General features: G+C 65.2%; 25 protein-coding genes and 2 tRNA genes. 8 read left to right on the forward strand and 19 right to left on the reverse strand.

Annotation, left to right across the window (positions count from 1 at the left end):
• Nucleotides 1-16: 16 nt before the first annotated feature.
• From phoU to recJ, 8 genes are all read right to left on the reverse strand, one after another.
• The gene (phoU, locus tag AM2010_RS03975; RefSeq protein WP_201784030.1) at nucleotides 17-685 is read right to left on the reverse strand and encodes a phosphate signaling complex protein PhoU; all 669 of its coding nucleotides are present in this window, start codon (nucleotides 683-685) and stop codon (nucleotides 17-19) included.
• Nucleotides 685-1,431: a phosphate ABC transporter ATP-binding protein PstB gene (gene pstB, locus AM2010_RS03980; RefSeq protein ID WP_236699444.1), complete on the reverse strand. Its 747-nt coding sequence runs from the start codon at nucleotides 1,429-1,431 to the stop codon at nucleotides 685-687. The genes phoU and pstB overlap by 1 nt, the downstream gene beginning before the upstream one ends.
• Nucleotides 1,432-1,469: 38 nt before the next feature.
• Nucleotides 1,470-2,714, reverse strand: a complete 1,245-nt coding sequence (gene pstA / locus AM2010_RS03985) for a phosphate ABC transporter permease PstA (protein WP_047805974.1) — start codon at nucleotides 2,712-2,714, stop codon at nucleotides 1,470-1,472.
• Entirely contained in the window at nucleotides 2,707-4,092 is a 1,386-nt protein-coding gene (gene pstC / locus AM2010_RS03990) for a phosphate ABC transporter permease subunit PstC (protein WP_047805975.1), read from the reverse strand. Before pstC ends, pstA begins: the two co-directional genes overlap by 8 nt.
• A gap of 110 nt (nucleotides 4,093-4,202) precedes the next feature.
• Nucleotides 4,203-5,411 (reverse strand): ATP-binding protein, encoded by a 1,209-nt coding sequence (locus tag AM2010_RS03995; RefSeq protein WP_053043902.1) that lies wholly within the window; start codon nucleotides 5,409-5,411, stop codon nucleotides 4,203-4,205.
• A gap of 85 nt (nucleotides 5,412-5,496) precedes the next feature.
• Nucleotides 5,497-5,571, reverse strand: a tRNA-Glu gene (locus AM2010_RS04000).
• 43 nt (nucleotides 5,572-5,614) lie between these two features.
• Nucleotides 5,615-5,689: transfer RNA gene (locus AM2010_RS04005), tRNA-Glu, on the reverse strand.
• A gap of 110 nt (nucleotides 5,690-5,799) precedes the next feature.
• Nucleotides 5,800-7,587, reverse strand: coding sequence for a single-stranded-DNA-specific exonuclease RecJ (gene recJ / locus AM2010_RS04010; protein ID WP_047805976.1), 1,788 nt, complete (start codon nucleotides 7,585-7,587; stop codon nucleotides 5,800-5,802).
• An 81-nt stretch (nucleotides 7,588-7,668) separates the two neighbouring features.
• Between recJ and AM2010_RS04015 the strand changes: the two genes are divergently transcribed.
• The 3 genes from AM2010_RS04015 (at nucleotide 7,669) to AM2010_RS13965 (ending at nucleotide 9,605) form a co-directional block, all read left to right on the forward strand.
• Nucleotides 7,669-8,160, forward strand: a complete 492-nt coding sequence (locus AM2010_RS04015; RefSeq protein WP_047807678.1) for a flavodoxin family protein — start codon at nucleotides 7,669-7,671, stop codon at nucleotides 8,158-8,160.
• 150 nt (nucleotides 8,161-8,310) lie between these two features.
• Entirely contained in the window at nucleotides 8,311-9,042 is a 732-nt protein-coding gene (locus AM2010_RS14380) for a hypothetical protein (RefSeq protein WP_053043904.1), read from the forward strand.
• A gap of 5 nt (nucleotides 9,043-9,047) precedes the next feature.
• A complete protein-coding gene (locus AM2010_RS13965; protein ID WP_236699399.1) occupies nucleotides 9,048-9,605 on the forward strand; it encodes an AHH domain-containing protein in 558 nt (185 codons plus the stop codon).
• On the opposite strand, the gene AM2010_RS04030 is transcribed toward AM2010_RS13965, so the two are convergent.
• The 8 genes from AM2010_RS04030 to miaA form a co-directional block, all read right to left on the reverse strand.
• Nucleotides 9,566-10,534: an NAD(P)H-dependent flavin oxidoreductase gene (locus AM2010_RS04030; RefSeq protein ID WP_047805977.1), complete on the reverse strand. Its 969-nt coding sequence runs from the start codon at nucleotides 10,532-10,534 to the stop codon at nucleotides 9,566-9,568. The genes AM2010_RS13965 and AM2010_RS04030 overlap by 40 nt on opposite strands.
• A gap of 82 nt (nucleotides 10,535-10,616) precedes the next feature.
• Nucleotides 10,617-11,657, reverse strand: a complete 1,041-nt coding sequence (locus AM2010_RS04035) for an amidohydrolase family protein (protein ID WP_047805978.1) — start codon at nucleotides 11,655-11,657, stop codon at nucleotides 10,617-10,619.
• A gap of 343 nt (nucleotides 11,658-12,000) precedes the next feature.
• Nucleotides 12,001-13,689 (reverse strand): 2-isopropylmalate synthase, encoded by a 1,689-nt coding sequence (gene leuA, locus AM2010_RS04040; protein ID WP_047805979.1) that lies wholly within the window; start codon nucleotides 13,687-13,689, stop codon nucleotides 12,001-12,003.
• Nucleotides 13,690-13,889: 200 nt separating this feature from the next.
• A complete protein-coding gene (locus AM2010_RS04045; protein ID WP_047805980.1) occupies nucleotides 13,890-14,555 on the reverse strand; it encodes a YceI family protein in 666 nt (221 codons plus the stop codon).
• A 49-nt stretch (nucleotides 14,556-14,604) separates the two neighbouring features.
• The gene (ilvC, locus tag AM2010_RS04050) at nucleotides 14,605-15,624 is read right to left on the reverse strand and encodes a ketol-acid reductoisomerase (protein WP_047805981.1); all 1,020 of its coding nucleotides are present in this window, start codon (nucleotides 15,622-15,624) and stop codon (nucleotides 14,605-14,607) included.
• Nucleotides 15,625-15,753: 129 nt separating this feature from the next.
• On the reverse strand, nucleotides 15,754-16,269 hold the full coding sequence (gene ilvN / locus AM2010_RS04055) for an acetolactate synthase small subunit (protein ID WP_047805982.1): 516 nt from the start codon (nucleotides 16,267-16,269) through the stop codon (nucleotides 15,754-15,756).
• A 13-nt stretch (nucleotides 16,270-16,282) separates the two neighbouring features.
• Nucleotides 16,283-18,031, reverse strand: a complete 1,749-nt coding sequence (ilvB, locus tag AM2010_RS04060; RefSeq protein WP_047805983.1) for a biosynthetic-type acetolactate synthase large subunit — start codon at nucleotides 18,029-18,031, stop codon at nucleotides 16,283-16,285.
• A gap of 127 nt (nucleotides 18,032-18,158) precedes the next feature.
• The gene (gene miaA / locus AM2010_RS04065; protein WP_047805984.1) at nucleotides 18,159-19,118 is read right to left on the reverse strand and encodes a tRNA (adenosine(37)-N6)-dimethylallyltransferase MiaA; all 960 of its coding nucleotides are present in this window, start codon (nucleotides 19,116-19,118) and stop codon (nucleotides 18,159-18,161) included.
• Here miaA and serB point away from each other — a divergent pair.
• Both serB and AM2010_RS04075 read left to right on the forward strand, forming a co-directional pair.
• The gene (serB, locus tag AM2010_RS04070) at nucleotides 19,111-19,995 is read left to right on the forward strand and encodes a phosphoserine phosphatase SerB (protein ID WP_047805985.1); all 885 of its coding nucleotides are present in this window, start codon (nucleotides 19,111-19,113) and stop codon (nucleotides 19,993-19,995) included. The genes miaA and serB overlap by 8 nt on opposite strands.
• Before the next feature lie 108 nt (nucleotides 19,996-20,103).
• Complete coding sequence (locus AM2010_RS04075; RefSeq protein ID WP_047805986.1) at nucleotides 20,104-20,952, forward strand: Coq4 family protein; 849 nt, start codon at nucleotides 20,104-20,106, stop codon at nucleotides 20,950-20,952.
• A gap of 10 nt (nucleotides 20,953-20,962) precedes the next feature.
• Here the strand turns inward: AM2010_RS04075 and AM2010_RS04080 are convergent, their stop codons facing one another.
• From AM2010_RS04080 to AM2010_RS04090, 3 genes are read right to left on the reverse strand one after another with little or no spacing between them, the layout of a single operon-like run.
• Complete coding sequence (locus AM2010_RS04080; RefSeq protein ID WP_236699400.1) at nucleotides 20,963-21,628, reverse strand: nitroreductase family protein; 666 nt, start codon at nucleotides 21,626-21,628, stop codon at nucleotides 20,963-20,965.
• A 58-nt stretch (nucleotides 21,629-21,686) separates the two neighbouring features.
• Nucleotides 21,687-23,867 carry a phosphoribosylformylglycinamidine synthase subunit PurL gene (gene purL / locus AM2010_RS04085; protein WP_047805988.1) on the reverse strand — a complete coding sequence of 727 codons (2,181 nt, stop codon included), beginning with the start codon at nucleotides 23,865-23,867 and terminating at the stop codon, nucleotides 21,687-21,689.
• Nucleotides 23,868-23,922: 55 nt separating this feature from the next.
• The gene (locus AM2010_RS04090) at nucleotides 23,923-24,603 is read right to left on the reverse strand and encodes a hypothetical protein (RefSeq protein ID WP_047805989.1); all 681 of its coding nucleotides are present in this window, start codon (nucleotides 24,601-24,603) and stop codon (nucleotides 23,923-23,925) included.
• Nucleotides 24,604-24,759: 156 nt separating this feature from the next.
• Between AM2010_RS04090 and AM2010_RS04095 the strand changes: the two genes are divergently transcribed.
• Genes AM2010_RS04095 through coaD form a run of 3 tightly spaced genes read left to right on the forward strand, consistent with a single transcriptional unit; the run spans nucleotide 24,760 to nucleotide 26,445 of the window.
• Complete coding sequence (locus AM2010_RS04095) at nucleotides 24,760-25,011, forward strand: exodeoxyribonuclease VII small subunit (RefSeq protein ID WP_047807681.1); 252 nt, start codon at nucleotides 24,760-24,762, stop codon at nucleotides 25,009-25,011.
• A gap of 1 nt (nucleotide 25,012) precedes the next feature.
• On the forward strand, nucleotides 25,013-25,921 hold the full coding sequence (locus AM2010_RS04100) for a polyprenyl synthetase family protein (RefSeq protein ID WP_047805990.1): 909 nt from the start codon (nucleotides 25,013-25,015) through the stop codon (nucleotides 25,919-25,921).
• Nucleotides 25,918-26,445 carry a pantetheine-phosphate adenylyltransferase gene (gene coaD / locus AM2010_RS04105; protein ID WP_047805991.1) on the forward strand — a complete coding sequence of 176 codons (528 nt, stop codon included), beginning with the start codon at nucleotides 25,918-25,920 and terminating at the stop codon, nucleotides 26,443-26,445. Before AM2010_RS04100 ends, coaD begins: the two co-directional genes overlap by 4 nt.
• Nucleotides 26,446-26,503 lie beyond the last annotated feature (58 nt).

The following is a 26,503-nucleotide window of genomic DNA, read 5'->3' on the forward strand; positions in this document are numbered from 1 at the left end:
TTTGACGACAAGGATGTCATAAATCGTCGTCCACCGGATAGGTTCCGGTGGCGGCGAAGTGCACCATTTCGGCCACGTTGGTCGCATGGTCGCCGATCCGTTCGATATTGCGGGCCACGAACAGCAGCTGCGCCGCGGTGGAAATGGTCGAGGGGTTTTCGACCATGTGGCTGACAAGATTGCGGAAAATCGAATTGTAGAAGTTATCGACCTTGCGATCCGCCGCGATCACTTCGCGGGCGAGCGCGGCGTCGCGCGCGCCATATGCGGTCAGCACGTCGTGAACCATTTCTGCGGCAAGTTCGCCCATCGCTGGCAAGAGCGTCAGCGGTTCGAACCGCTTGCGGTCGGCAATCTCGCGGCTCGCCTTGGCAATGGCCTTGGAATAGTCACCGATTCGCTCGACCACGCCGGCAATCTTGAGTGCGGCAATCACTTCGCGCAGGTCGTCCGCCATCGGGGCGCGCAGGGCGATCACCCGAACGGCAAGCTTGTCGACTTCCGATTCGAGCGCGTCGATCTTCTTGTCACCTTCGATGATCTTCTTCGCCAGGGCATCGTCACCCTTCACGAGGGCATCCATGGCGTTCTGCACCGCGACTTCGGCCAGCCCGCCCATTTCGGCGATCAGCCCGCGCAGGCGGGTGATGTCCTCGTCGAACGCCTTGACTGTATGCTCGGTCATCAACCGTACCTGCCCGTAATATAGTCTTTCGTCCGCTCTTCGAGCGGATTGGTGAATATGTCAGATGTACGGCCGTATTCCACCATGTTTCCGAGGTGGAAGAAGGCCGTGCGCTGCGACACGCGGGCCGCCTGTTGCATCGAGTGCGTGACGATGACGATGGCGTAGCGGCCATTCAGTTCGTCGATCAGTTCCTCGATCTTGGCGGTCGCGATCGGATCGAGCGCGGAGCAGGGTTCGTCCATCAGGATGACTTCGGGATCGACCGCAATCGCGCGGGCAATGCACAGCCGCTGCTGCTGCCCGCCGGAAAGCGCCGTTCCGCTGTCTTCCAGCCTGTCCTTCACCTCGTTCCACAACCCGGCCCGTTGAAGAGAAGTCTCGACGATGGCATCGAGTTCCTGCTTTCCTTCGGCCAGGCCGTGAATACGCGGGCCATAGGCGATGTTTTCGTAAATCGACTTGGGGAACGGGTTGGGTTTCTGGAACACCATCCCAACCCGCGCGCGCAGTTGCACGACATCCATCTTCGAACGGTAGATGTCATCGCCGTCGAGCAGGATCTCCCCTTCGACCCGGGCCGAGGGGATCGTATCGTTCATGCGGTTAAGCGTGCGCAGGAATGTGGATTTGCCGCAGCCCGATGGGCCGATGAAGGCCGTAACGTACTTGGTCGGAATATCGATCGAGACGTTGTCGATCGCCTGCTTGTCGCCATAGAACACGGAAACGTCCCGCGCGCTCATCTTGGCTTCGGTGTCTTCCAGATTGGGATGGACTACGGTCACCACTTTTTCTCAAATTTGTTGCGCAGGTAAATGGCCAGCCCGTTCATTACGAGCAGGAAGAGCAGGAGTACGATAATCGCCGCAGATGTCCGTTCCACGAAACCCCGGTCGATTTCGTCCGACCATAGGAAAATCTGAACGGGAAGGACAGTCGCAGGCGAAGTAAACCCATCGGGCGCACTGGCGACGAAGGCGCGCATCCCGATCATCAGCAGCGGCGCGGTTTCGCCGAGGGCGCGGGCCATGCCGATAATCGTGCCGGTCAGGATGCCGGGCAGGGCGAGCGGCAGGACATGATGGAACACGACCTGCACCGGGGATGCGCCGATGGCCAGCGCGCCGTCGCGGATCGACGGCGGCACGGCCTTGATCGCATTGCGGCCGGAAATGACGATCACCGGCATCGTCATCAGCGCCAGCGTCATGCCGCCGATCAGCGGGGCCGAACGCATCGAGGGGAATATCCACAGAAACACGGCCAGGCCGAGAAGCCCGAAGATGATTGAGGGGACGGCAGCCAGATTGTTGATCGACACTTCGATCAGGTCGGTCCACCGATTCTTGGGCGCGTATTCTTCGAGGTAGAGCGCCGCGAGAACGCCGATGGGGAAGGCGAGGACGAGGGTGACGATCATGGTCAGGATCGAGCCCTTGAGCGCGCCCCAGATGCCGACCTGCTGCGGATCTGTGGCATCCGCGCGGGTCAGGAAGCCGACATCGAACCCGGTGCCGAGCTGCCCTTCCGCCTGGAGCTGCTGCGCGAGCGTTTCCATCTCCGGCGATCCGTCGCCGTTCAGCGCGGCCGCCAGATTGGCGCTGGCAGGAAGATCGAAGACCACGCTGCGATCCAGCAGGGCAGGATCGGCGACGATCGCTGCCCCCACTTCGCGCCAGGCGCCATTGCCCAGTTCCGCCGCGCCTTCGGTGCCCAGTTCCCGCTCTGCGAAGAACTGCACGACCGATGGCAGGCCTGTTTCGAGATTCTGCAAGCCGCCCGGCTGCGACAGGACGGCGGGGTCCCCGGCAATTCCGGCTTCGGTGAAATCGATGGGTACGGTCAGCTCGGCCCGCTGGAAGCCGCCGATCCCATTGATGGTCATCGTGCCGAGCAGAAACGCGAGCACGATGATGGAAAACGCAATCGCGCCGATACCCGCCAGGCGGAAGCGTCGTTCCGCGGCGTAGCGCTTCTTCAGCCGCGCTTCGAAAGCTTCGGTCCGAGTGGGAAGACGCTCACTCATAAGCTTCACGGAACCTCTTGACCACGCGAAGGGCGATGAAATTCAGGCCGAGGGTGACCAGGAACAGCACGAACCCGAGCGCAAAGGCGCTAAGCGTTGCGGGATGGTCGAAGCTTCCTTCCCCGGTCAGCATGGCGACGATCTGCACGGTAACCGTGGTCATCGCCTCCAGCGGATTGGCGCTGAGGTTGGCGGCGGTGGAAGCGGCCATGACCACGATCATCGTTTCGCCGATGGCCCGGCTGATCGCCAGCATCACCCCGGCAACGATGCCGGGAAGGGCGGCCGGCACCAGAACCCGGCGGATCGTTTCCGAAGTGGTCGCCCCCATCGCGAGGCTGCCGTCGCGCATGGCCTGCGGAACGGCGGCAATCGAATCGTCGGCCATCGAAGAGACGAACGGAATGATCATCACACCCATGACGAGACCCGCGGCGAGCGCGCTTTCGCTGGATGGATTGGACATGCCGGCCGCGACCGCCAGATCGCGGATGAAGGGGGCAACGGTAAGCGCAGCGAAATAGCCGTAAACGACGGTGGGGACACCGGCGAGGATTTCCAGCGCCGGTTTGACCCATGCCCGCATTCGCGGATTGGCGTACTGCGTAAGGTAGATCGCGCTCATCAGACCCAGCGGTATGGCCACGATCATGGCGATAATCGCGCCGATGAAGATCGTGCCCCAGAACAGCGGGATCGCGCCGTACCGGCTCGGGTCGGGATTGTCCGGATTGGCCATCGGGTCCGGGCCCCAGTGCAGGCCGAACAGGAAATCGAGCGGATTGACCATGCCGAAAAAGCGGATGGTTTCGAACACCAGGCTGACGAAAATGCCCAGCGTGGTCAGGATCGCGACCAGCGACGCCAGCAGCAGGATGACCATTACCGTGCGTTCGACCCGGGTGCGGGCGGTGAAATCCGGCTTGATCCGCAGGAAGGACCAGACACCGCCAATGAAGCCGAGCGTCAGGGCAACGACGATGCCGATCGTCTGATATCGGCCAATCGCCTCGCGGTAAGGTTCCACCAGCGCGGCCGCATCGGCGTTGAAGACGGCGCGGGCGGCCCCGGTGGCGACCGCACGTGCTTCGGCCAGCATCGATTCGCGCTTGAACCCGAATTCGGGCAGGCCGGCGGCGGCGGGGGAGGCCAGAACGTGCTGGCTGATCAGCTGGGGTGCGATCACGCTCCACGCAGCGATGAAAACGATCATCGGTACGACGATCCACAGCGCGACGTACCATGCGTGATAGCTGGGCAGGGCGGCCAGGCTGCTGGCGCCCATGCTGCGGCGGAAGCTCCATGCGCGAGCGCGTCCGGCAAGCCAGCCTGCCAGTCCGAGCCCGAGCGCGAGCAGTAAGAGGATTGTGAGAGACACGCGGACCGGGACCTAGATCGCCTGAATTACGACGGCCTGTAGATCGTGCGCCGTCCGAGCCGCGGGCGACATGCCCGCTGAAGACGCCCTGTCGAAGTTTTGTGACAAATTCATGACTGCCCCTCCGATGCCGCCTTTCCGTCGTTTTCAACCGCCGGAATGCGCACTGTAACTGTCGTGCCTTGGCCAAGCTTGCTCGTAATGTCGAGCCGCCCACGGTGACGTTCCACGATATGCTTCACGATCGCCAGCCCCAGCCCGGTGCCGCCGGATGCGCGGCTGCGGCCGGGATCGGTGCGATAGAATCGCCGGGTCAGGTGGGGCAAATGCTCGGGCGCAATGCCTTCGCCGCGATCGGCAATCGTCAGCTCCGCCTCACCTTCGGGAAGACGGCGCAGGTTCACGCGAACCTCTTCCCCGGCAGCGCCATATTTGAGAGCATTGTCCACCAGATTGCGGACAAGCTGTTCGATCTGGCGGGGATCGCCCTGGATCGCAATCCCGGTTTCGCAGTCCAGGACGACGCGATCCTGCCGGTCGGGTCCGGCGGCATCGCGGGCCGCGGTTTCCACCAGCTTTCGCAGCGAAAGCTGCTCGTCAGGCAAATCGTGCTTTTCCGCTTCCACATGCGACAGCGACATCAGGTCGTTGACCAGGTTCTGCAATCGCCTGGCTTCGTTGAGCACGGTATCGAGAAACTTCCGGCGCATTTCGGGCGGGGCCTGCCCGCCTTCTTCGCGCAATGTTTCGACGTAGCCGATGATCGACGACAGCGGCGTTCGCAGCTCGTGACTGGCGTTGGCGACGAAATCGGTATGCGCGCGACTGATGTCGGCTTCGGCTGTCTGGTTGAGCAGTTCGATCACGCCCAGGCCATCGGCAAGGCGCTGGAAATTGAGGATCCAGATATCGCGTCGGCGGATCAGGCCCTGAACAACCGCCTGGCCGCTCGCGCCGCGTTCCAGCAGGGAAACCGCCTCGGGATGGCGAAAGGCGACGCGAATATCCTGGCCCAGCACGTGGGCACCCAGAAGATTGCGCGCGGACTTGTTGGCGATGGAGATTCGGCTGTTCTCTGCCACCAGAAGCGGGGTGCCCGCGTGCTCGATGAACTCACCCATATCGTCGCGATTGAAGGTGCCGTTGGTCGTCGGTTCGATCGCTTTGGGAGGGGCGGCGACGGCAAGCCAGAGCGAACCGGCCCAGACGAGAAACACTGCAAAGCCCAGCCACAGGGGCGCACCGGCAAGCCCCATTGCAGCAGAGGCGACGGCCGCGAGCGTCAGGGAGGCGACGGGGAAGGCGCGATCCTGCTCCATTGCGGCGCGGCTTAGCTTCCGAATGTGACATCGGCCAGACGCTATTGGGGCATCCGCCGGATTTTTTTGAACAATCGCACCGGGATGGTGACCCCTACGGGAATCGAACCCGTGTTTCAGCCGTGAGAGGGCCGCGTCCTGACCGCTAGACGAAGGGGCCAGGGCTGTGAGAAGCCATGGCGCACCACTGCGATCTTTGTCGGTGGTGACCCCTACGGGAATCGAACCCGTGTTTCAGCCGTGAAAGGGCCGCGTCCTAACCGCTAGACGAAGGGGCCAAACCGTCAGGTGCCGGTGGCGTGGCGGCGCACTTAGGGGCGCTGTCACGTCCGGTCAACCCTGTCTTGCGATCTGGCCTGTCTTGCGTTCTGAAATCTTCCCCTGGGCATCAATCGGCCCAGGCGGCGTCCTCCAGATGAAGTTCAGCCGCAGGGCGTGCGCCCCAATCGTCGATCTTCGCGCGCCCTGCCAGCCAGAGCCGCCGGCCCCTTGCACCGTGAAGCAGCGACTGGCCGAGATCGCTTTCCGCCATGCGAAACCCGATCGCCTTGAACGATCGCCCGTCGTCGCCCCCGGCGATCAGGCGGACGTGATTGGTGCCGACCACATCAGCCTTGATCAGTCGAACCGGGCCGACCGCGAGCTTGGGCCCAGGCCAGCCGACCCCGAACGGCCCCGCATGCTCCAGCGTTTCGACCAGTTCCGGTGTCAGCCCCCCAGGCGCCAGCGACAGATCGAGCGAGAGCGTCTGCTGGGCGCTGGCCCGTTCAACCGCCCCGGCGAGCCGCGCGTTCAGCCAGTCGGCAAATGCATCGAACTGGTCCGATTCGATCGTCAGCCCGGCCGCCATTGCATGACCGCCCCCGGCCACCAGCAACCCGGCCTCCCGCGCGGCGATAATGGCCGCACCAAGATCGACGCCAGAGATCGACCGGCCCGATCCCTTGCCCTGGCCCTGCGCTTCATCGAGCGCGATCACGATTGCCGGCTTGCCCGTCTTTTCCTTTATCCGCCCGGCCACGATACCGATGACCCCCGGATGCCATCCGGTCCCCGCCAGTACGCAGACAGCGCGATTGTGCTGGCCGGCAAGCTGCGCCTCGGCTGCTTCCTGGACCGCCGCCTCTATCGCGCGACGTTCTTCGTTGAGCGCCGAAAGCTGGGCGGCGATTGCCTGCGCTTCGTGTACGTCTTCGGTCGTCAGCAGGCGGACGCCCAGCGTCGATTCGCCCACGCGGCCGCCGGCGTTGATGCGTGGTCCCAGTGCGAAACCCAGATCGCTGCAGATCGGCGCGCGGGTCAACCGGCTTGCGTCGATCAACGCGGACATGCCGACGTTTTGCCGCTTCGCCATCACCTTCAGCCCTTGCGCCACGAAAGCGCGGTTCAACCCGTGGAGAGCCGCGACATCGGCGACGGTGCCGAGCGCAACGAGATCGAGCAGACCGCGCAGGTCCGGTTCGGGCCGGGCCTCGAAATAGGCGCGTGCGCGCAAGGTACGCACCACTGCCACTGCGAGCAGGAATGCCACGCCGACGGCGGCAAGATGGCCATGCTGCGCCGCAAGGTCGCATTCGTCGAGGCGATTCGGATTCACCAGCGCCGCGGCCTTGGGCAGTTCGGATGAGCACTTGTGGTGATCGACCACGATCACGTCGACGCCGGCATCGTGTGCCATCGCCAGTGCCTCGTGCGCCATCGCCCCGCAATCCACGGTCACGATCAGGCTCGATCCCTGTTCCGCCAGCCGGACAAGCGCTTCGCCGCTCGGGCCGTAACCTTCCAGCAGGCGATCGGGGATGTAATGCCCGGCGTCGTGACCCAGCATCCGCAGGAGGCGAATCAGCAGCGCCGAACTCGTCGCCCCGTCGACATCGTAGTCGCCGTAGATCGTGATTGTTTCCCCGCCGAGCACCGCCTGCGCGATGCGTTCGGCCGCCACCTCCATGTCGCGAAACACCGAAGGGTCGGGCAGGAACGCGCGCAAGGTCGGCGCGCGATGGCGATCCAGATCTTCGCGAACCACGCCGCGCGACAGCAGCAATTGTGCGACGATATCGTCTTCGAGCGCGGCACCATCGCTGCCGAGCGCCATGTTTCCGCCGCGCCAGCGCCATGCCTTGCCCGAAAGCGACCGTTCGATCCCGAAGACGTTGGAAAGCGAGTGCGACGCCATCGCTGTCGTCTAGCCCACCTGGATGCCCGGCGCAAAGCAGGCTGTTTGACAATCGACAGCCGGGTGCGATGTTCGTTCGCGATGAACGATGAACCGCGCAGATTGCTGATTGCCTGGCACAGCCGCACCGGCGCGAGCGAGGCGATGGCGCAGGCCGCCGCCGAAGGTGCGGGGCAGGTTGCGCGGCTGATTCGGGCCGATGAGGTCGTGCCTGGCGATTTGCTGGCAGCTAGCGCCTATCTGTTCGTGTGCCCCGAAAATCTGGCGACCATGAGCGGCGCGATGAAGGAAATGTTCGATCGCTGTTACTACCCCGTCCTCGGCCAGATCGAGGGCCGGCCTTACGCGACGATTATTGCCGCAGGCTCCGATGGGGAGGGGGCGCAGCGGCAGATCGACCGGATCGCCAGGGGGTGGCGTCTGCGCCGGGTGCTTGACCCGGTGATCGAATGTTTCGACGCGCAGACGCCTGAAGCCATTCTGGCGCCGAAGACGGTTTCCTCGCATCGCCGGAAGCGTTGTTTCGAACTGGGCGCCGCGCTGGCCGAAGGGGTTACGCTCGGGGTATTCTGATCTCTGGCCAATCGCCTCCGAATCGGAGGCAAGACCGTGCGGGAACACTCGACGACGCAAACGATTCCATACAAGAGCCGCGCGACGCAGCCGAAGGGACGCCTCATCAACGACCGCTCCGACATTGCCGGAGATAGAACACGCTCCGGCTTGCTGCTGCTGTTTCGGGCCGGCGAGCGTCCCGGCGTTGCCGCGCTTCGCCGTGCGCTCTCTGCTTCGGGACGGGTTGCGATCAGCCATGAATCGGCTCCGCCGCGACCCGCCGCCGGGGACGGCACCGTCTGGGCGGAGCTGCTCGTCGATGGAATGACGTTCGACCTGGACGGGCTGGCCCCGGGTCCCGGCTTCCCGGCAGGAGAACTGCGTCACACGTTCGAAGTGACGGAGGCGCTGATCGCCAACCCGGGTGAGGCGTTGTCGCTTTCCGCCGGCCCCCACATTGCCGGAGCGCGCGCGACGATGCCGGTCGTGCGTGTGCAGATGGCGCTGGGGGCGGAGCTGGTTCGCGCATTCCCGGGTGTCACGGCGGTGGTCTGGTCGCCGGCGCGCAGCGTGATGGGGCGCGCATTCTTCATGTCGCTGGCGGACAAATGGCTGAAGGGCGGGCCGTTCCCGGCGCTCGGCATCACGGCCTTCCGCCGGGCTCTGGATGGGGCAGTGCAATCCGACGGACTTGCCTTCTTCACCGGGCAGGAACTGCATTTCGACGCGACTGCGTTCCCCGATCCGGTGGAAGCGACCCGCATCGGGCTGCGGTTGATCAATGTGCTGATCGATTCTCATGCGCTGGAGCGGCCGATCGAACTGGCCGCGCCCGACGGGGCGATCCTTACGCTGCGGCCATCGCGCAACGGGCGCTTCGTTCGTGTGGGCCGGGGCTGATCCTCTTGCGCGGGGCTGCCGGGCATCGCCGCGCAATATCCTTCGCATCGGTCAATCGCCCGCAGTCGCCCGGCCATGATCCAGCACTGCAGCGCCACCATCTTCTGCCGTGCCAGTTGCGCAGGCTGGCCTGCTTCGAACGCCTGTTTGGCGAATTGGGCGCACGGCGGATCGGGCTGGAGGATTTCCGCCGCAACGGCATGTTGTTGCCGGCACGTGAGCAGGCTGCCCTGCGCCTCGCCTTGCCGCTCCATCGCGGGCCGCATCGAGCCTACAACGAACTGGTTGCCGAGCGAATTGGACAGATCGAGCGGCACTGGTCCAGCGTTCGTGCAGCCTGCCCGGTGCGGGCAGGGGCCGAGGCGCTGATGCGGCTGGACCTGCTCCAGCGCGCGCTGCGGCGGCGCCTGCTGGAGGGGCGACGCCGTCGCCTCGTGCTCAACCGGTACGACCCGGTCGGTGCCGGCCATGATTTCACCGCGATGGACGCGCTGGCCGAAACGCTCTGGCGCGCGACCGATCCTCAGACCGCTTTGGCGGAGAGCGCTTCCTTCGCTGCGTGATACTCGCGCTCCAGCCGGTCGACCCTGTCGGCTACCGTATCGACCGCATCGACCATGCCCACGCCCTGGCCCGATCCCCAGATGTCCTTCCACGCCTTGACCTTCGTGTTCCCGCCGGAACCGAAGTTCATCTTGCTCGGGTCGCTCGTCGGCAGGTCATCGGGATCGAGCCCCGCCGCCTCGATAGATCCGCGCAGGTAATTGCCGTGAACCCCGGTGAAGAGGTTGGTGTAGACGATATCCGCCGCCCGGCTTTCGACGATGCCCTGCTTGTAGCTTTCGTCCGCATTCGCTTCCTTCGTCGCGATCCAGGGCGATCCGATATAGGCGAAATCCGCCCCCATCGCCTGCGCCGCGAGGACCGAACGGCCGTGCGCGATCGAGCCGGACAGGGCGACGAGCCCGTCGAACCACTGGCGGATTTCCTGCATCAGGGCGAAGGGCGACTGCACGCCGGCATGGCCGCCCGCACCGGCAGCGACGGGGATCAGGCCATCGGCCCCTTTCTCGATCGCCTTGCGCGCGAAGCGGTCGTTGATCACGTCGTGCATCGTGATTCCGCCCCAGCCGCGCACCGCGCTGAAGATCTCCTCCCGCGCGCCGAGCGAGGTGATGACCATCGGCACCTGCCACTTGGCGCAGACCTGCATGTCCTCTTCCAGCCGGTCGTTCGACTTGTGAACGATCTGGTTGACCGCGAAGGGGGCGGCCGGGCGGTCGGGATTGTCCCGGTTGTGCGCGGCCAGTTCTTCGGTGATCCGGTGCAGCCATTCGTCGAGCACCCCGGAAGGTCGCGCGTTGAGTGCCGGGAACGAACCGATAATGCCCGCCTTGCACTGGGCGATCACCAGGTCCGGCCCGGAAACGATGAACAGCGGGGAGCCGATCACCGGCAGGCGCAGGCGGTCGAAGGGGGCGGGCAGGGGCATCCATATCTCCGTTGTCGATTGCAACTTGTCACACGCGCTATCGGGCGCGGGGCCGGTTGTCGAGATTGCCGTTACGTAAACGTCAGGCCAGCAGCGCCTCCAGCCCATAGACGCGGGCCGCGGTCCCGGCGAACAGCGCGCGCTTCTCCCCCTCGCTCGCGCCCGATGCCAGCCGCTTGAAGGCGTTCCACAACACCGGATAGCTCGCGCCCCAGCGATCGACCGGATAGTTGCTTTCGAACATCGCCCGCTCCGCCCCGAAGGCTTCGATGCAGGTTTCGACATAGGGCCGCCAGAGGTCGGCCAGGGTCTGTGAATCGCACCCCGCGGCGGGCCCATCGTCCGGCATTGCGCAGAAGGCCATCGCCAGCCCGCCGAGCTTGACGGTGACATTCTCGCATTCGGCCAGGGCGCGGATGTTCGCGCGCCAGCGGTCGAACCGGTCGGGCAGGGTGCCGCGATAGCTGGCGATGCCGAGCGGCGTGCCGCAATGGTCGAGCACGATCGGCTGGTCGGGGAAGGCGCGGGCGAGCGCGATCACGTCGCCGAGCTGGGGTTCGAGCACCCAGGCATCGAACGTCAGCCCGCGGGGGCCGAGTTCGGCAAAGCCTTCGCGGAAGGCGCTGTCGCCATAGAGCCCCTCGGGCGCATGGAATGGCGGGCCGAGCACTTCGGGATCGGCATCCCAAGCCCCGGCGTGGCGAATCCCGGCGAAGCGGGGGGAGGCGGCCTGCAGCGCGTCGAGCACCTCGCCCGCCGCCGCGCCGCGGGTGAGGTCGGCATGGCCGACGATCGCGGCGCAGGGGCGGTATGCGCCATAGGCCCCGCTGGCCCCTTGCGCGGCGACGCCATTGGCGAACTCGACTTCGCCCACCGGCCTGAACGGCTCGCTCCGCCCTGCATCGTAGAACGCGCCGCATTCCATGAACACGGTGGCGATCACCCTGTGGCCGCTCGCGGCATCGGCGTGGAGCTGGTCGAAGGTGTAATAGGCCGCGCCCGCAATCGCCTCCAGGAACGGATGGCGCGGTTCGGGGAAGGCGGGGAGCAGGGGCCGCAAGTCCCACAGGTGGTGGTGCGGATCGATGATCGGCAGGTCGGGTTCGAGAATCGCTTCGCTCATCGCAGCACTCCGTTCGTCGCAGCCAGGGAAGACATGGACCGCATGTTACACTGTCCTGGAGAGAAAAAGTCCGGCCACCGGGAGCGGCCTGAAAGCGGGGCGGGGAGGGGGTGCGGGCGGTCCATCACCGGGATGCTAGCGTCCCCGGGGGCCTGTAGGAAAGAAGCGATTGGCGCAGGGCGGCACGGCTGCCCTGGCCACACCCGTCATGCTGAATTTGTTTCAGCATCCATTGCGCCGCCTCGTGCGGGCGATAGCGGCGGCGCAATGGACCCTGACGCAGGTTCAGGGTGACGGTGAAGCGGGGAAGGGCACGTCGACGCGCCTTCCCCCCTAGCCCGGCTCAGCTCTCGGCTCGTTCGACCGCGCCGTTCGCCGCGCTCAGCACGGCGCGGACGCTGGCGGTGGCGACGTCTTCGTCAATCCCGCAGCCCCAGACACGCGCGCCCGAGGGGAGCGCGCATTCGAGGTATGCGGCGGCGCGCGCGTGGGAGCCGGTGGAAAGCGCGTGTTCGGTATAGTCGCAAACCTCCAGTTCAAGCCCGAAGCTTTCCTTCAGCGTCGCGACGACGGAGGAGATCAGCCCGTTGCCGCGCCCCGACACGCTCTGCACCCGCCCTTCGACCTCGATTGTCCCGGCAAAGACTCGCGTGCCATCGGCGGCGCGGCTTTCCTCGTAATCGACGAGCTGGAAATGCTTGGGCCGCACCTGGACGTGATAAGTGCGCCTGAACACGTCCCAGATATCCGCCGCGTTCAGTTCGCGGCCCATTTCGTCGGCCATGCGCTGCACCTGGCGGGAGAAATCGGCCTGCATCTTCTTGGGCAGTTTCAGACCCTGATCCTGCTCCAGCACCCAGGCGAAGCCGCCCTTGCCGCTTTGCGAATTGACCCGGATGACCGCTTCGTAATTGCGGCCCAGATCGGCCGGGTCGATCGGCAGGTAGGGGACGCGCCAGCGTTCGTCGTTCTGGCGTTCGTGCGCCTCGAACCCTTTCTTGATCGCATCCTGGTGGCTGCCGGAAAAGGCGGTGAAGACCAGCTCGCCGCCATAGGGGTGGCGCTGGTGGACCGGGATCTGGTTGCAGTATTCGACCGTCTCGATCACCCGGTCGATGTCGGAGAAATCGAGCCCCGGATCGACCCCCTGGGTATAAAGGTTGAGCGCGACGGTGACGAGGCAGCAGTTGCCCGTCCGCTCGCCATTGCCGAACAGGCAGCCTTCGACCCGGTCGGCCCCGGCCATCAGGCCCAGTTCCGCCGCCGCGACCCCGGTGCCGCGGTCGTTGTGCGTGTGCAGGCTGATCACCGCGCTTTCGCGGTTGGGCAGGTTGCGGCAGAAATATTCGATCTGGTCGGCGTAGATATTGGCGGTCGCCGCCTCCACCGTCGCCGGCAGGTTCAGGATGATCGGCCGTTCGGGCGTGGGGGCGAGCACTTCCATCACCGCCTCGCAAACCTCGATCGAGAAATCGAGTTCGGCGGTGGAGAAGGTTTCGGGCGAATACTGGAAATGCCAGTCGGTCGCGGGCCGGCTGCCGGCCTCGTCACGCATGATTTTCGCACCCGCAACGGCGATGTCGCGCACTTCGTCGCGGCTCATGCGAAACACGATGTCGCGCCAGGCGGGGCTGACCGCGTTATAGAGGTGGACGATCGCCGCCCGCGCACCATCGAGACTGGCGAAGCTGGTGCGGATCAGATCCTCCCGGCTTTGGGTGAGGACCTGCACGGTCACATCGTCTGGAATACGGCCGGAATGTACCAGCGACTGGATGAAATCGAATTCCGTCGCGCCCGCGCTGGGGAAGCCGACCTCGATCTCCTTCACCCCGATTTCGACCAGCAGGTCGAAGAAACGGTTCTTCTTCACTGCATCCATCGGATCGACGATGGCCTGGTTGCCGTCGCGCAAATCGGTCGAAAGCCAGCGCGGCGGCGCGGTGATCGTGCGGCTGGGCCAGCGCCGTTCGGTCAGCGGGACCTGGGGAAAGGCGGTGTATTTGCGCGAAGGTTCGCGGAGCATGGACATGGGGGTAATTCTCGCAACGGATCGGTCTGCTTCGGATGGGCGGTCGGTCCCTTGGGCGCAACGCGCGCCCGGCGGGCACACGTCAGTTCACGCCCAAGGGCGAATAAGTCGAAGCAGGGGTAGTCCGTTGCGCGTCATACCTGCGGCAATGGGCGAAAATTGCCCGGAAGGCAAGGCGCACCCTCGCTTCGCTGCGCGCATCACTGGTCGCCGCGTTTCTCGAACGCGATGCTGAATTCCAGTTCCACATCGTCGCCGACCATAGGAACGCCGAAGCCGAGGCCGAAATCGGATCGGCTGATCGTGGTGCGGCCTTCGAAGCCCACGGTCTCGTATTCGGTGCGCGGGGCCGCGCCGGCACCGGTGAAGCGGGTTTCCAGCGTGACGGGCATCATCACCCCGTTCAGCGTAAGGTCGCCCGTAACCTGCGCCGTCATTCCGCCGGGGCTGACATTTACCCCGGTCGAAACGAAGCGTGCTGGTGCCGGAGCGGGGCCGAAGAAATCGGGTTCGCCGCCGTCCTTGCCCGGCCGCAGCAGATGGTCGCGCAGGCCGGCGCTGGGCACGGTCACGCTGGCGACGGGGATCGTCACATCCACCGATGCCTGTTCCGGATGGGCGGGATCGAGCGTCAGCGTGCCTTCGACATCGCCGAAGATGCCGAAGTAATCGTTGAAGCCCAGATGATCGACGCGCCACTGGACCATGCTGTGCGCGGCATCGGCCTGATAGGTGCCGCCCGTGATGCGCGTGGGATCGACCCGTCCCGGCGCCTCTGCAGGCATACCCTGCGCGATCAGCGTGCCGGTCGCCGCCAGCCCGAGGGTGGCGGCGCCCATGGCGGCAATTACGGATGATCTGCGCATTTTCCGGTCCCCTTGATTTCCGTGGTATCTCTGGCGGGGGATTCTGCCGTCAGTTCTTCGCCTTGTCGACCAGCTTGTTCTTGCCGATCCACGGCATCATCGCGCGCAGTTTCGATCCGGTCTGTTCGATCGGGTGGGCTTCGGCGGCCTTGCGGGCGGCCTTCAGCTCGGGCTGGCCGGCGCGGTTGTCCAGCACGAAATCCTTGACGAAGCGGCCCGACTGGATGTCGGCCAGAACGCGCTTCATTTCCGCCTTCGTCTCGTCAGTGATGATCCGCGGGCCGGTGGTGATGTCGCCGTATTCGGCGGTGTTGCTGATCGAATAGCGCATGTTGGCGATCCCGCCTTCATAGAGCAGGTCGACGATCAGCTTGGTTTCGTGGAGGCACTCGAAATAGGCCATTTCGGGGGCGTAGCCGGCTTCCACCAGCGTTTCGAACCCGGCCTGGATCAGGTGGGTGATGCCGCCGCACAGCACGGCCTGTTCCCCGAACAGGTCGGTTTCGCACTCTTCCTTGAAATTGGTTTCGATAATGCCGCTGCGTCCGCCACCGACGCCGCTGGCATAGGCGAGCGCGACATCGTGGGCATTGCCGGTCGCGTCCTGGTGCACCGCGATCAGGCAGGGCACGCCGCCGCCGCGCTGGTATTCGCTGCGCACGGTATGGCCGGGGCCCTTGGGCGCGATCATGATCACGTCGATATCGGCGGGCGGTTCGATCAGGCCGAAATGGATGTTGAGCCCGTGGGCGAAGGCGAGCGCGCTGCCCGGCTTCATGTTGCCGGCCAGATCGTTTTCCCAGATCGCGGCCTGGTGTTCATCGGGCGCGAGGACCATCAGGATATCGGCCCATTTGGCCGCTTCGCTGTTGGTCATCACGGTAAAGCCGGCGTCCTGCGCCTTCTTCGCGGTGGCGGAGCCTTCGCGCAGGGCGATTGCCACTTCGCCGACCCCGCTGTCGCGCAGGTTCTGGGCGTGGGCATGCCCCTGGCTGCCATAACCGAGCACGGCGACTTTCTTGCCGTTGATCAGGTTCAGGTCGGCATCGGCGTCGTAATAGACTTTCATCTCTCGTCCTTCACTGTGCAATCGTCATGCTGAACCCGTTTCAGCATCCCTTCCGCCACGCAGATTGCGCTAACGGATAGTCGGGCGCCCAAACAAGTTCAGCGCGACGTGGAATTTCTTGTGTCCGGCCTAGGCTCCCTCGGCCCCGCGCATCATCCCCACGATCCCGGTGCGGCCGACTTCGACCAGACCCAGCTCGCGCATCAGGCCCACGAAGCTGTCGACTTTTTCCGGCGGGCCGGTGATTTCGAAGATGAAGCTGCCGGTCGTGGTGTCCACCGGACGGGCGCGGAAGATGTCGGCCAGGCGCAGCGCCTCGACCCGCTTATCGCCCGTGCCGACGACCTTGACCAGGGCCAGTTCGCGTTCGACGTGCGGGCCTTCCTCCGTCAGGTCCACGACCTTGTGAACCGGCACCAGCCGGCCCAGCTGGGCATGGATCTGGTCGATCACCGCGGGCGGGCCGTTGGTGACGATGGTGATCCGGCTGACGGCGTGGTTCTCGGTAATGTCGGCCACGGTCAGGCTGTCGATGTTGTAACCGCGCGCGGTGAACAATCCGGCAATCTTGGCGAGGATTCCCGCTTCGTTGTCGACCATTATCGCGAGCACGTGGCGCTGCGATTCTTCCTGCTTGATATGCATCTTTGCGGCGCCCCTAGACCAGTGCCTTGGCTTCATCGTTCATCGTCCCGCTGACCATGTCGCCATAGAGCAGCATTTCGGTATGCGCTGCGCCGCTGGGGATCATCGGGAAGCAGTTTGCTTCCTTCGACACCAGGCAATCGACCATGACCGGCCCGTCATGCGCGATCATCGCTTCGATCCCGGCATCCAGCCCGGCCTCATCCTCAATCCGAATGCCCTTCCAGCCGTAAGCTTCGGCCAGCTTGACGAAATCGGGCAGGCTGTCGCTGTACGAATTGGAATAGCGGCTTTCGTACGTCAGTTCCTGCCACTGGCGGACCATGCCCATATATTCGTTGTTGAGGATGAACACCTTGACCGGCAGGCGATACTGGCTGGCGGTCGCCAGTTCCTGAATGTTCATCTGGATCGAGGCTTCGCCCGCGATATCGATCACCAGCGCTTCCGGGTTGCCCAGCTGCGCGCCGATCGCGGCGGGCAGGCCGTACCCCATCGTGCCGAGGCCGCCGCTGGTGAGCCAGCGGTTGGGCGCAGAAAAGCCGAAGTACTGTGCCGCCCACATCTGATGCTGGCCGACTTCGGTGGAAACGATCGGGTTGCGTTCGCGGGTCAGGGCAAACAGCCGCTCTACCGCCTTCTGCGGCATGATCGCGGCGCTGCTGGGCGGATAGGCCAGGCATTCGCAGGCGCGCCAGCCGGCGACCCGCGCCTTCCATTCCCCCAGATCCCGCGCAGTGCGATTGCCCCAAGCGGCGATCATCTGATCGAGCACGTTCGCGCAGTCGCCCAGGATCGCGAGATCGACCGGCACCGTCTTGTTGAACGAACTGCGATCGATATCGATGTGGATCTTCTTCGAATCGGGCGAAAAGGCATCGAGGCGGCCGGTCACGCGATCATCGAAGCGCGCGCCGATGCAGATCATCAGATCGCAGCGGTTCATCGCCATGTTCGCTTCGTATGTGCCGTGCATTCCCAGCATGCCCAGCCAGTCCGGGTGGTCGCAGGGAAAGGCGCCCAGACCCATCAGCGTGCTGGTAACCGGCGCGCCGGTCAGATCCTGCAAGGTGCGCAGCAGCTCGCTCGCCCGTGGGCCGGCGTTGATGACGCCGCCGCCGGTGTAGAAGATCGGGCTTTCCGCCTGGGCAAGCATTTCCACCGCCTGCGCGATCGCCGCGTCGTCGCCATCCATCCGGGGGGCGTAGCGGGTGGAGGGGAGGGCGACTTCGTCCTGTCCCGACCAACTGGCCAGCGCGATCTGCACATCCTTGGGAATGTCCACCACGACCGGCCCTGGCCGACCGGTGGTGGCGATGCGAAACGCCTCCTCGATCGTGGCGCGCAACTGGGTCGGGTCCTTCACCAGATAGTTATGCTTGGTGCAGTGGCGCGTGATGCCGACGGTGTCGGCTTCTTGGAAAGCGTCGGTGCCGATCAGCGCAGTCGGCACCTGTCCGGTGATGACGACCATCGGGATCGAATCCATGAAAGCATCCGCAATGCCGGTGATGGCATTGGTCGCGCCCGGGCCCGAGGTGACGAGAACCACGCCCGGCTTGCCTGTCGAGCGGGCATAGCCTTCCGCGGCATGGGCCGCGCCGGCCTCGTGCCGGACCAGCACGTGGCGAATACGCTCCTCAGCGAAAAGCTCGTCATAGATCGGCAGCACCGCGCCGCCGGGATAGCCGAAAACGAATTCGACCCCCTGGCTCGCCAGACATTCGATCAGGATGGATGCGCCGCTGCGCTCCTCCGCCATTGTTCGACCCTTTCGTTCTCACTCATCGACCGCCGGAAAAAGATCGACCCGGCGCGAAGGGGGCGCGCCGGGTCAGACTTCTTCCGATTTCCCATCGCCTATGCGACAGAATATGATATGTCAAGGTCTATTCAGGTAACAATGATGCAAACATTCTGGGTAAATCATCCGAATATGATTCGGTGCGATGCCAATCTTGCGGGGGCTGGCGGCGGAACCAGGTATATTGCCGCTTGGCATATTGCCGCGTTGCCAGCTGGCCGGCGGACATGGCCTCTTCGCGCGTCATCTCGCCCGCAAGCCACGCTGCGATCTCGCGCACCCCGATTGCACGCATGACCGGCAGCTCGGGATTGAGCCTGCGCCCCAGCAGCGCCTCCACTTCCGCCACCGCGCCGCTTCCCAGCATGGCGGCGAAACGCCGGTCGCACCTTTCGTAAAGCCATTGCCGGTCCGGCAGCAGGATCAGGGGATGGAGCGAAACGCGATCGGCGATCCCGCCTTCGCGGTTCGCCTGCCAGTGGGCCAGCGGCTTGCCCGTGGAGAGCGCGACTTCCAGCGCGCGGGCAACGCGTGTCGTGTCGTTCGGGGAAAGCTGCGCCGCGCGTTCGGGGTCGAGGTTCTCCAGCGCCTCGTACGTTTCGCCGACCGCTTTTGCGCGAACTGCCGCGCGAACATCCGGGTCGATCGGCGGCACAGGAGCGATCCCGTCGATCAGGGTGCGCAGATACAGCCCCGTTCCGCCGACCAGCACCGGAACCCCGCCGCGCGCGTGCACCATGGCGATTTCCGCTTTCGCGGCGGCGGCCCAATCGGCGGCGGAGCAGGCCTGCGCCCCGTCCCAGGTGCCGAACAGACGGTGCGGCACGCCCCCGGTTTCTTCTGCGGAAGGGCGGGCGCTGAGCACGTGCAGGTCGCGATAGACTTGCGCGCTATCGGCGTTGATCACGCACGCTTCCTGCCCGCGCGCGATCAGGGATTGCGCCAGCCGCACGGCGAGATCGCTCTTGCCGCTGGCGGTAGGCCCTGCAATGAGCGCGACCGGCGGCGGCCCGTCGCCGTCAAGCGGAGGAATTTGGGTGCTCATTGCCCGGCTGATAGCAGACCCGGCCAAGCTGGAAACACGCCTCGATCGTGCGACTGTCGCGCTGGAAGGGGAGGGGATGCGCGTCGCGCTCGCCCAGATGCTCGATTTTTGCGGCGATGTCCTCCAGATCGGCTTGCCCGAAGGGGACGCCGCCACGCTGCGCGCGGTGCTGGACGAACATTTTTCCCCCGCCGACCTGCTGGTTTCTCAATGCGAAATCGCCGCGCCCGACCTGTTCGTATCCGATATGGATTCGACCATGATCGGGCAGGAATGCATTGACGAACTGGCCGATTTCGCCGGCTTCAAGGATCGAGTCGCACGGATCACCGAACGGGCGATGCAGGGCGAACTCGATTTTGCCGATGCACTGGCCGAACGGGTCGGCCTGCTCGCCGGTTTGAGCGAGGAAGCGATCGAAACCTGCCTTGCCGAACGGATCCGGCCGATGGAGGGCGCCAGGGCACTGGTCGCCACGCTGAAGGCGCGCGGCTGCCGCACCGTCCTGGTTACCGGCGGGTTCCACCATTTCGCCGACCCCGTGGCGGAACAGCTCGGTTTCGATCGCGTCGTGGGCAACCGCCTCGCCGTTGCCGATGGCAAACTGACCGGCGCATTGGCCGGGGCCATCACCGACAGTGGGGTGAAGGAACGGGTCCTGCGGGAGGAGGCGGATCGCCTTGGCCCCGATGCGACCAGCCTGGCCACGGGCGACGGGGCGAACGACATCCCCATGCTGCAGGCGGCGACCTGGGGCCTTGCCTTTCGCGCCAAGCCGAAAGCGCGCGCAGCCGCCGCTGGATGGATCGACCGGGGCGATCTTACCGCCGTGCTCGACCTGTTCGGCATTCCGCGTGACGAATGGGTGAGTGGATAGCCCGCTTGGGCTGGATTTTGCAGGGAATCGCGGTAAGGGCGCAATCTCCCTTTCAATTTGCAACCTACCTGATATATTGACATTCATGTCAGTACAGGATGCGATGCAATGAACCGACCGCAGCCCCATCTCGAACCCGACGCAAGCGGTGCCTGCGCCGCCGACGGAACGCCGTTCCGCAATCCCGCCAGGCCGCGGCCGAAACGCGACGTGCGCAAGGCGCTCCATCACTTCCGCGAGCTGATCAAGGACAAGGAAGACACCGAACAGGTGTTCCACATCTACGATGCGCTTCCGGCAAAGACATTTCTGCCGCGCGCCCGTGCCCTGACCCTGAGTGCGGAAGGCGAGGCGCTGCGCGCCAACGAACCGTTCCTTCCCCCGATCCTCGACGACCACGAGGCTCTGTTGAAGCTTCCGAAGGGTAGCGTTGCCCATGCCTACGTCGATTTCATGCGCAGCGAAGGGCTGAGCGCAGCGGGCCTGGTGGCCGAATCGGAAAAGATGGGGCGGCCAAAGTTTGGCGATCTGATCGAATGGTTCGGCTTTCGTCAGCGCGACACCCACGATCTGATGCATGTTCTGACCGGATACGGGCGCGATGCGCTGGGCGAACAGTGCGTGCTGCTGTTTACCCATGGGCAAAGCCCGAGCCACGGGCACTTGCTGCTCGGCTATGCCGGTGCGCTCAACATCAGGAAGCAGGTGAAGAGCCGGGCCCCGATCTTCCGCGCCGTGCGGGAAGCGCATCGTATCGGCAAGGCATGTCCGCCGATCGTCGCCATGCCGATCCGCGACCTTCTGGCGATGGACCTGGCCGAGGCACGGCGAAAGCTGCGGATTACCGAACCGGCATGGTATCGCCGCTGCCACGCCGTCTGGCGCAGCGAGGGGATTGATCCTTACGACTTGCTCGCCAGCGAACGGACTACCGGGTCGGAGCCTGCCGCCGCCTGACCGGCCTGCTTCAGATCCAGCTGGCGATCGTTTCCAGCGATTTCTTGCGCAGCGCGTGTTCGGGCACGGTCGCATCGGGTGCCGGATGCCCGGCGACCACGATCATCAGCGGCTTTTCATGCGATGGCCTGCCGCATATCTCGCGCAGGAACCCCATTGGCGAAGGGGTGTGCGTCAGCGTGGCCAGACCCGCCTCGTGCAGGGTCGCCAGCAGCATTCCGCAGGCCAGGCCCACGCTTTCGGTGACGTAGTAGTTCGAAGCCTCGCCGTCTTCCTCGATCCCGCCCTTGCGCTGTGCGAAGCAGACGATCAGCCAGGGGGCGATTTCGAGGAACGGCTTGTCGTGGTCGGTCCCCAGCGGGGCGAGGGCGGCGAGCCATTCCTCGCTCGCCCGTTCGGCGTAGAAGGCGCGCTCTTCCTCCTCCGCGGCGAGGCGGATGGCGCGCTTGGCCTCGGGCGAGGAGACAGCGGCGAAATGCCACGGCTGGTGGTTCGCGCCCGATGGTGCGGTGCCGGCGGCGGCGATCGCATGTTCGATCACTTCGCGCGGCACTGGCCTGTCGACGAAGGCGCGGCAGGTGCGGCGGCTGGCAAGCCGTTCGCAGGCCGCGCGGGCCCGGGCGATCCGCTCGTCGTCGCTCATCGCGGGCGGCGCGGGGTAGGGGCGTTCGGTCACCGGTGCGCCCTCGCGGGACGAGCGGCCCACGCGGGGCAGCCGAGTGCCGGGCCGACGATCAGCCTTCCATCCATTCGCGGAAGAAGCTTTCGTGCGCGGCGCGCAGTTCGCTCAGCGGCACCCCGGCAACGCTGTCGCCCCCGACGGTGCCGATCCGGTGCATCGGAATGCCGGCCGCCTGAATGCGGTCGGCCTGGCTGGTCGTGACGAGGTAGCGGCCCTGATCTTCGCCGAAAGCGGTGAAGTGGTCGCCCACCTGTTCCAGCGAGCAGCCGATATTGCCGGCCAGCGCCATTTCGGCCAGCGCGACCAGCAGGCCGCCGTCCGACACGTCGTGAACCGCGCTGACCAGCCCTTCGCCGATCAACCGGCGGACGAATTCGCCGCGCTCGCGTTCCTGCGCCAGGTTCACCGGCGGAGCATCGCCCGCCTCGCGCCCGTGCAGCGTGCGCAGCCAGAGCGACTGGCCGAGGTGGCCGTTATTGTCGCCGATAACGAAGATCGCATCGCCTTCCGCCGCGAAGGCGATCCGCGCCATCCTGGCATAGTCATCCAGCACGCCGACGCCGCCGATCGCCGGGGTCGGCAGGATCGCGCTGCCGCCGCCGGTCGCCTTGCTTTCGTTATAAAGGCTGACGTTGCCGCTCACGATCGGGAAGTCGAGCGCGCGGCAGGCATCGCCCATGCCATCCAGGCAGCCGGTGAACTGGGCCATGATCTCGGGCCGCTGGGGATTGGCGAAGTTGAGGCAATTGGTCACCGCCAGGGGCCGCGCGCCGACTGCGCAGAGATTGCGATAGGCCTCCGCAATCGCCTGCTTCCCGCCTTCGTAGGGATCGGCATAGCAATAGCGCGGCGTGCAGTCGGTCGTCATCGCCAGCGCCTTGCGCATCCCGTGGACCCGGACCACGCCTGCATCGCCGTCGGTCTGGAGCGTGTCGGCGCCGACCTGGCTGTCATACTGCTCCGCAATCCAGCGGCGCGAGGCGAGATCGGGGCTCGCCATCAGCCTGAGCAGGTCCGCGCCCAGATCGGGGCTGTCGGGCACGGTGTCGAGCGGCTCGACTTTGGCCCAGGCCTTGTAATCCTCGCGGCTCATGGCCGGCCGGTCATAGAGCGGCGCATCGGCGGCCAGCGGGCCGAGCGGGATGTCGCACACGACCTTGCCGTCGAATTCCAGCACCATGTGCCGGGTATCGGTAACTTCGCCGATGACCGCGAAATCCAGTTCCCACTTGCGGAAGATTTCCTCCGCCATGGCTTCCTTGCCGGGCTTCAGGACCATGAGCATCCGCTCCTGGCTCTCGCTCAGCATCATTTCGTAGGGGGTCATCCCCTCTTCGCGGCAGGGGACCTTGTTCATGTCCAGCCGGATGCCGGCCTTGCCGTTGGTCGCCATTTCCACGCTGGACGAAGTGAGCCCGGCGGCGCCCATGTCCTGGATCGCGACGATCGCATCGGTCGCCATGAGTTCGAGGCAGGCCTCGATCAGCAGCTTTTCGGTAAAGGGGTCGCCGACCTGGACGGTGGGGCGCTTTTCCTCCGCATCCTCGCCGAAATCGGCGCTCGCCATCGTTGCACCGTGAATGCCGTCGCGCCCGGTCTTGGAACCGACATAGACGATCGGATTGCCCACGCCCGTGGCGGCGGAATAGAAGATCTTGTCGGCATCGGCGACGCCCACGGTCATCGCGTTGACCAGGATATTGCCGTCGTAAGCCGGATGGAAATTGGTTTCCCCGGCCACTGTCGGTACGCCCACGCAGTTACCGTAACCGCCGATTCCCGCGACCACGCCCTGGACGAGGTGCTTCATCTTGGGATGATCGGGCCGGCCGAAACGCAGCGCGTTGAGATTCGCGACCGGGCGCGCACCCATCGTGAACACGTCGCGCAGGATGCCGCCGACGCCGGTGGCCGCGCCCTGGTAAGGCTCGATATAGCTCGGGTGGTTGTGGCTCTCCATCTTGAAGATGGCGGCCTGCCCGTCGCCGATGTCGATAACGCCGGCATTCTCGCCCGGCCCGCAAATGACCCACGGCGCCTCGGTCGGCAGCTTCTTCAGGTGCAGGCGCGAGGATTTGTAGGAGCAATGCTCCGACCACATGACCGAGAATATGCCGAGCTCGACGAGGTTCGGCTCGCGGCCCAGCGCGTGCAGCACGCGCTCGTATTCTTCGGTGTTGAGGCCGTGCTGCTCGACGACTTCGGGGGTGATCGCGGACTCGGGTGTAGCCATGCGCGCGCCCTTACGTTTCAATCCCGGCGAGGGCAACGATCCTTGCGCGATCCGATCATCGGCGCCACGTCGACACGCCCAGCCCGACCTCGCGCAGATGCCACCGCGTTTCGCCCACCCACCACGCGGCCCAGGTCGCCACGGCAAAGGCGGCGAGGGCGAGCAGGTGAAAACCCGCCCCGGCGGATTCGGGCGGGGGACCGAACCAGTTGACGGCCTGCATCGCCAGCAGCAACGCCAGCAATATCATCGGCGGCCCGATCGGCCCGCGGGTCCGGCGCAGATAGAGCGCGAAGGCGCCAACGGTCAGCGCCAGTTCCAGCGGGATGGCGATCTGCGGGTGATCCCACAGGCCCAGCCCCAGTTTCGGTTCCCCTCCCGCAAGCGTCAGATCGGGGCGGTGCACGATCAGGTCGAGCAGCCAGTGCGACAGTACGACGGCGCCCCCGATCAATGCCGTCACTGCATCGCGCCGCCATACCAGCAGGACGAACGCGAACACGACCGCCCACAGCGCAGTGCCCGCCAGGCTGTGAGTATAGGGCATGTAATAGAGATCGAGCGGGTTCATCGCGGTCGCGCCGGGTACGATCCGCAGCTTTTCGATCCCCACGATTGCGAAGACGAAAAATCCCCAGTCGACCAGCTGGGCGGCGACGAACAGGGTCCCCAGCCGCGGGGCCCGCCTGCTGGCGGCACCGGCGATAAAGGCGGCGGCCCAGTGCCCGATGAACATTCAGCAGCGCCCTGCCAGGCGGGCGACGGTGCGCTGTCTCGCACGGGGATACCCCAGGCATGTGACCGCTCTGCCGGTCCGGATCCCCGTCATTCCCGTTCCCCCTTGTCGCTGTCAGCTTGACCAAGCTCCGGGCGGGCGTCAATGCTCTATCGCATGACCAAAGACGCCCCCGATATTGCCAGCATGACCTTCGAAGACGCGCTGAAGGCGCTGGAGGAGATCGTTCGCAAACTGGAAGGTGGCGAGGCGGCACTGGACGAATCGATTGCGCTTTACGAACGCGGCGAACGGCTGCGGCAGCATTGCCAGGCCCGGTTGGATGCGGCGCAGGCCCGGATCGAAAAGATCGTTCAGGGGGCAGATGGTCAGGCCCGCGGCACTGCCCCTTTCGACGCGGCCAGCTGAAATGCAGCTCGTCGACGATCGGACCAATCTTCTGGCCGATGGCCTCGCCCGCATACAGCGCGAAGTCGACGATGCGTTCGACGAGCTGCTGCCGATCCCCGACGATACGCGTGCGCGCCTGGTGGAGGCGATGCGTTATGCCGCGATCGGCGGCGGCAAGCGGGTCCGCCCCCTGCTGCTCGCGGCGACTGCGGGCATGTACGGGGTCGCTCGCGAGACGGCCGTACGGTGCGGCTGTGCGATCGAGGCGATCCATGCCTATTCCCTGATCCACGACGACCTGCCGTGCATGGACGACGACGATCTTCGCCACGGCAAGCCGACGCTGCACCGCCAATTCGATGAAGCGACTGCGGTGCTGGCCGGTGACGCGCTTCATGCCTTTGCCTTCGAAGTGCTTTCGATGCCGGAGACCGTCGGCGAACCCTTCGTGCGTGCCGAGCTGGTCGCAACCCTCGCCACGGCGAGCGGGATGGGCGGCATGGCCGGCGGGCAGATGATGGATATGGCCGCGGCAAGCCAGGATTACGATCTGCACGCCATCACTCGCCTGCAACAGCTCAAGACCGGTGCCCTGCTGTCGGCGGCGGTGGAAATGGGCGCCGTTCTGGGCCGCCTGCCGGGCGATTCGCGCGCGCCCCTGCGCAATTATGCGCGCGACATTGGCCTCGCCTTTCAGATTGCCGACGATCTGCTCGATCACGAAGGGGACGAGCGCAAGGCCGGCAAGGCGCTGCGCAAGGATGTGGAGCAGGGCAAGCAGACTTTCGTGACACTGATGGGCGTGGAAAAGGCACGCCATCAGGCCCATGCGCTGATCGAGCAGGCGATCGGCCACCTCGCCCCCTATGGCACCGAAGCGGACCTGCTGCGCGCGCTGGCGCGATTTATCGTGGAGAGAGACAGGTGAACGCCAAAAGCAACGGTGAGCGCATTGGCGTTTATCCCGGTACGTTCGATCCGATCACGCTGGGCCATGCTGACATTATCCGGCGCGGCAGCAAGCTGGTGGACCGGCTGATTATCGGCGTAACCACCAATCCTTCGAAAAATCCCATGTTCACGCCCGAAGAACGGATGGCGATGGTCCGGCGCGAAGTGGCCGCACTCGGCGTCGAAAACGTGGATGTCGTGGGCTTCAACGCGCTACTGATGAAATTCGCGCGCAAGCAGGGCGCCAATGTTATCGTGCGCGGCCTGCGCGCCGTCGCCGATTTCGAATACGAATACCAGATGGCCGGGATGAACCAGCAGCTCGATGACAGGATCGAAACGGTCTTCCTGATGGCGGACGTGTCGTTGCAGCCGATCGCTTCGAAGCTGGTGAAGGAAATTGCGGTATTCGGCGGCGACATTTCACCTTTCGTCAGCCCCGCTGTGCGCGATGAAGTTGTCGCGCGCGTCGACGAAGTGGGCCGCAGGGGAGACTATTGATCCCGCGCAGCGCCTGTCGCATCATTCATTGAACCGACAGACCCCCGCCGCTAGACGC

Source organism: Pelagerythrobacter marensis (genome assembly GCF_001028625.1).
GTDB classification, from domain to species: domain Bacteria; phylum Pseudomonadota; class Alphaproteobacteria; order Sphingomonadales; family Sphingomonadaceae; genus Pelagerythrobacter; species Pelagerythrobacter marensis.

What these genes read in the sequence shown, in the direction of transcription:
- ilvC (WP_047805981.1), bottom strand. Translation starts at nt 15,624, where the DNA reads ATGAAAGTCTATTACGACGCCGATGCCGACCTGAACCTGATCAACGGC.
- ilvB (WP_047805983.1), bottom strand. Translation starts at nt 18,031, where the DNA reads ATGGCGGAGGAGCGCAGCGGCGCATCCATCCTGATCGAATGTCTGGCG.
- pstB (WP_236699444.1), bottom strand. Translation starts at nt 1,431, where the DNA reads ATGAGCGCGCGGGACGTTTCCGTGTTCTATGGCGACAAGCAGGCGATC.
- AM2010_RS03995 (WP_053043902.1), bottom strand. Translation starts at nt 5,411, where the DNA reads ATGGAGCAGGATCGCGCCTTCCCCGTCGCCTCCCTGACGCTCGCGGCC.
- AM2010_RS04030 (WP_047805977.1), bottom strand. Translation starts at nt 10,534, where the DNA reads ATGCCCCTGCCCGCCCCCTTCGACCGCCTGCGCCTGCCGGTGATCGGC.
- AM2010_RS04015 (WP_047807678.1), top strand. Translation starts at nt 7,669, where the DNA reads ATGAACGATGAACCGCGCAGATTGCTGATTGCCTGGCACAGCCGCACC.
- AM2010_RS04075 (WP_047805986.1), top strand. Translation starts at nt 20,104, where the DNA reads ATGAACCGACCGCAGCCCCATCTCGAACCCGACGCAAGCGGTGCCTGC.
- purL (WP_047805988.1), bottom strand. Translation starts at nt 23,867, where the DNA reads ATGGCTACACCCGAGTCCGCGATCACCCCCGAAGTCGTCGAGCAGCAC.
- ilvN (WP_047805982.1), bottom strand. Translation starts at nt 16,269, where the DNA reads ATGCATATCAAGCAGGAAGAATCGCAGCGCCACGTGCTCGCGATAATG.
- AM2010_RS04045 (WP_047805980.1), bottom strand. Translation starts at nt 14,555, where the DNA reads ATGCGCAGATCATCCGTAATTGCCGCCATGGGCGCCGCCACCCTCGGG.
- leuA (WP_047805979.1), bottom strand. Translation starts at nt 13,689, where the DNA reads ATGTCCATGCTCCGCGAACCTTCGCGCAAATACACCGCCTTTCCCCAG.
- miaA (WP_047805984.1), bottom strand. Translation starts at nt 19,118, where the DNA reads ATGAGCACCCAAATTCCTCCGCTTGACGGCGACGGGCCGCCGCCGGTC.
- AM2010_RS04100 (WP_047805990.1), top strand. Translation starts at nt 25,013, where the DNA reads ATGCAGCTCGTCGACGATCGGACCAATCTTCTGGCCGATGGCCTCGCC.
- AM2010_RS04090 (WP_047805989.1), bottom strand. Translation starts at nt 24,603, where the DNA reads ATGTTCATCGGGCACTGGGCCGCCGCCTTTATCGCCGGTGCCGCCAGC.
- recJ (WP_047805976.1), bottom strand. Translation starts at nt 7,587, where the DNA reads ATGGCGTCGCACTCGCTTTCCAACGTCTTCGGGATCGAACGGTCGCTT.
- phoU (WP_201784030.1), bottom strand. Translation starts at nt 685, where the DNA reads ATGACCGAGCATACAGTCAAGGCGTTCGACGAGGACATCACCCGCCTG.
- pstA (WP_047805974.1), bottom strand. Translation starts at nt 2,714, where the DNA reads ATGAGTGAGCGTCTTCCCACTCGGACCGAAGCTTTCGAAGCGCGGCTG.
- AM2010_RS04095 (WP_047807681.1), top strand. Translation starts at nt 24,760, where the DNA reads ATGACCAAAGACGCCCCCGATATTGCCAGCATGACCTTCGAAGACGCG.
- AM2010_RS04035 (WP_047805978.1), bottom strand. Translation starts at nt 11,657, where the DNA reads ATGAGCGAAGCGATTCTCGAACCCGACCTGCCGATCATCGATCCGCAC.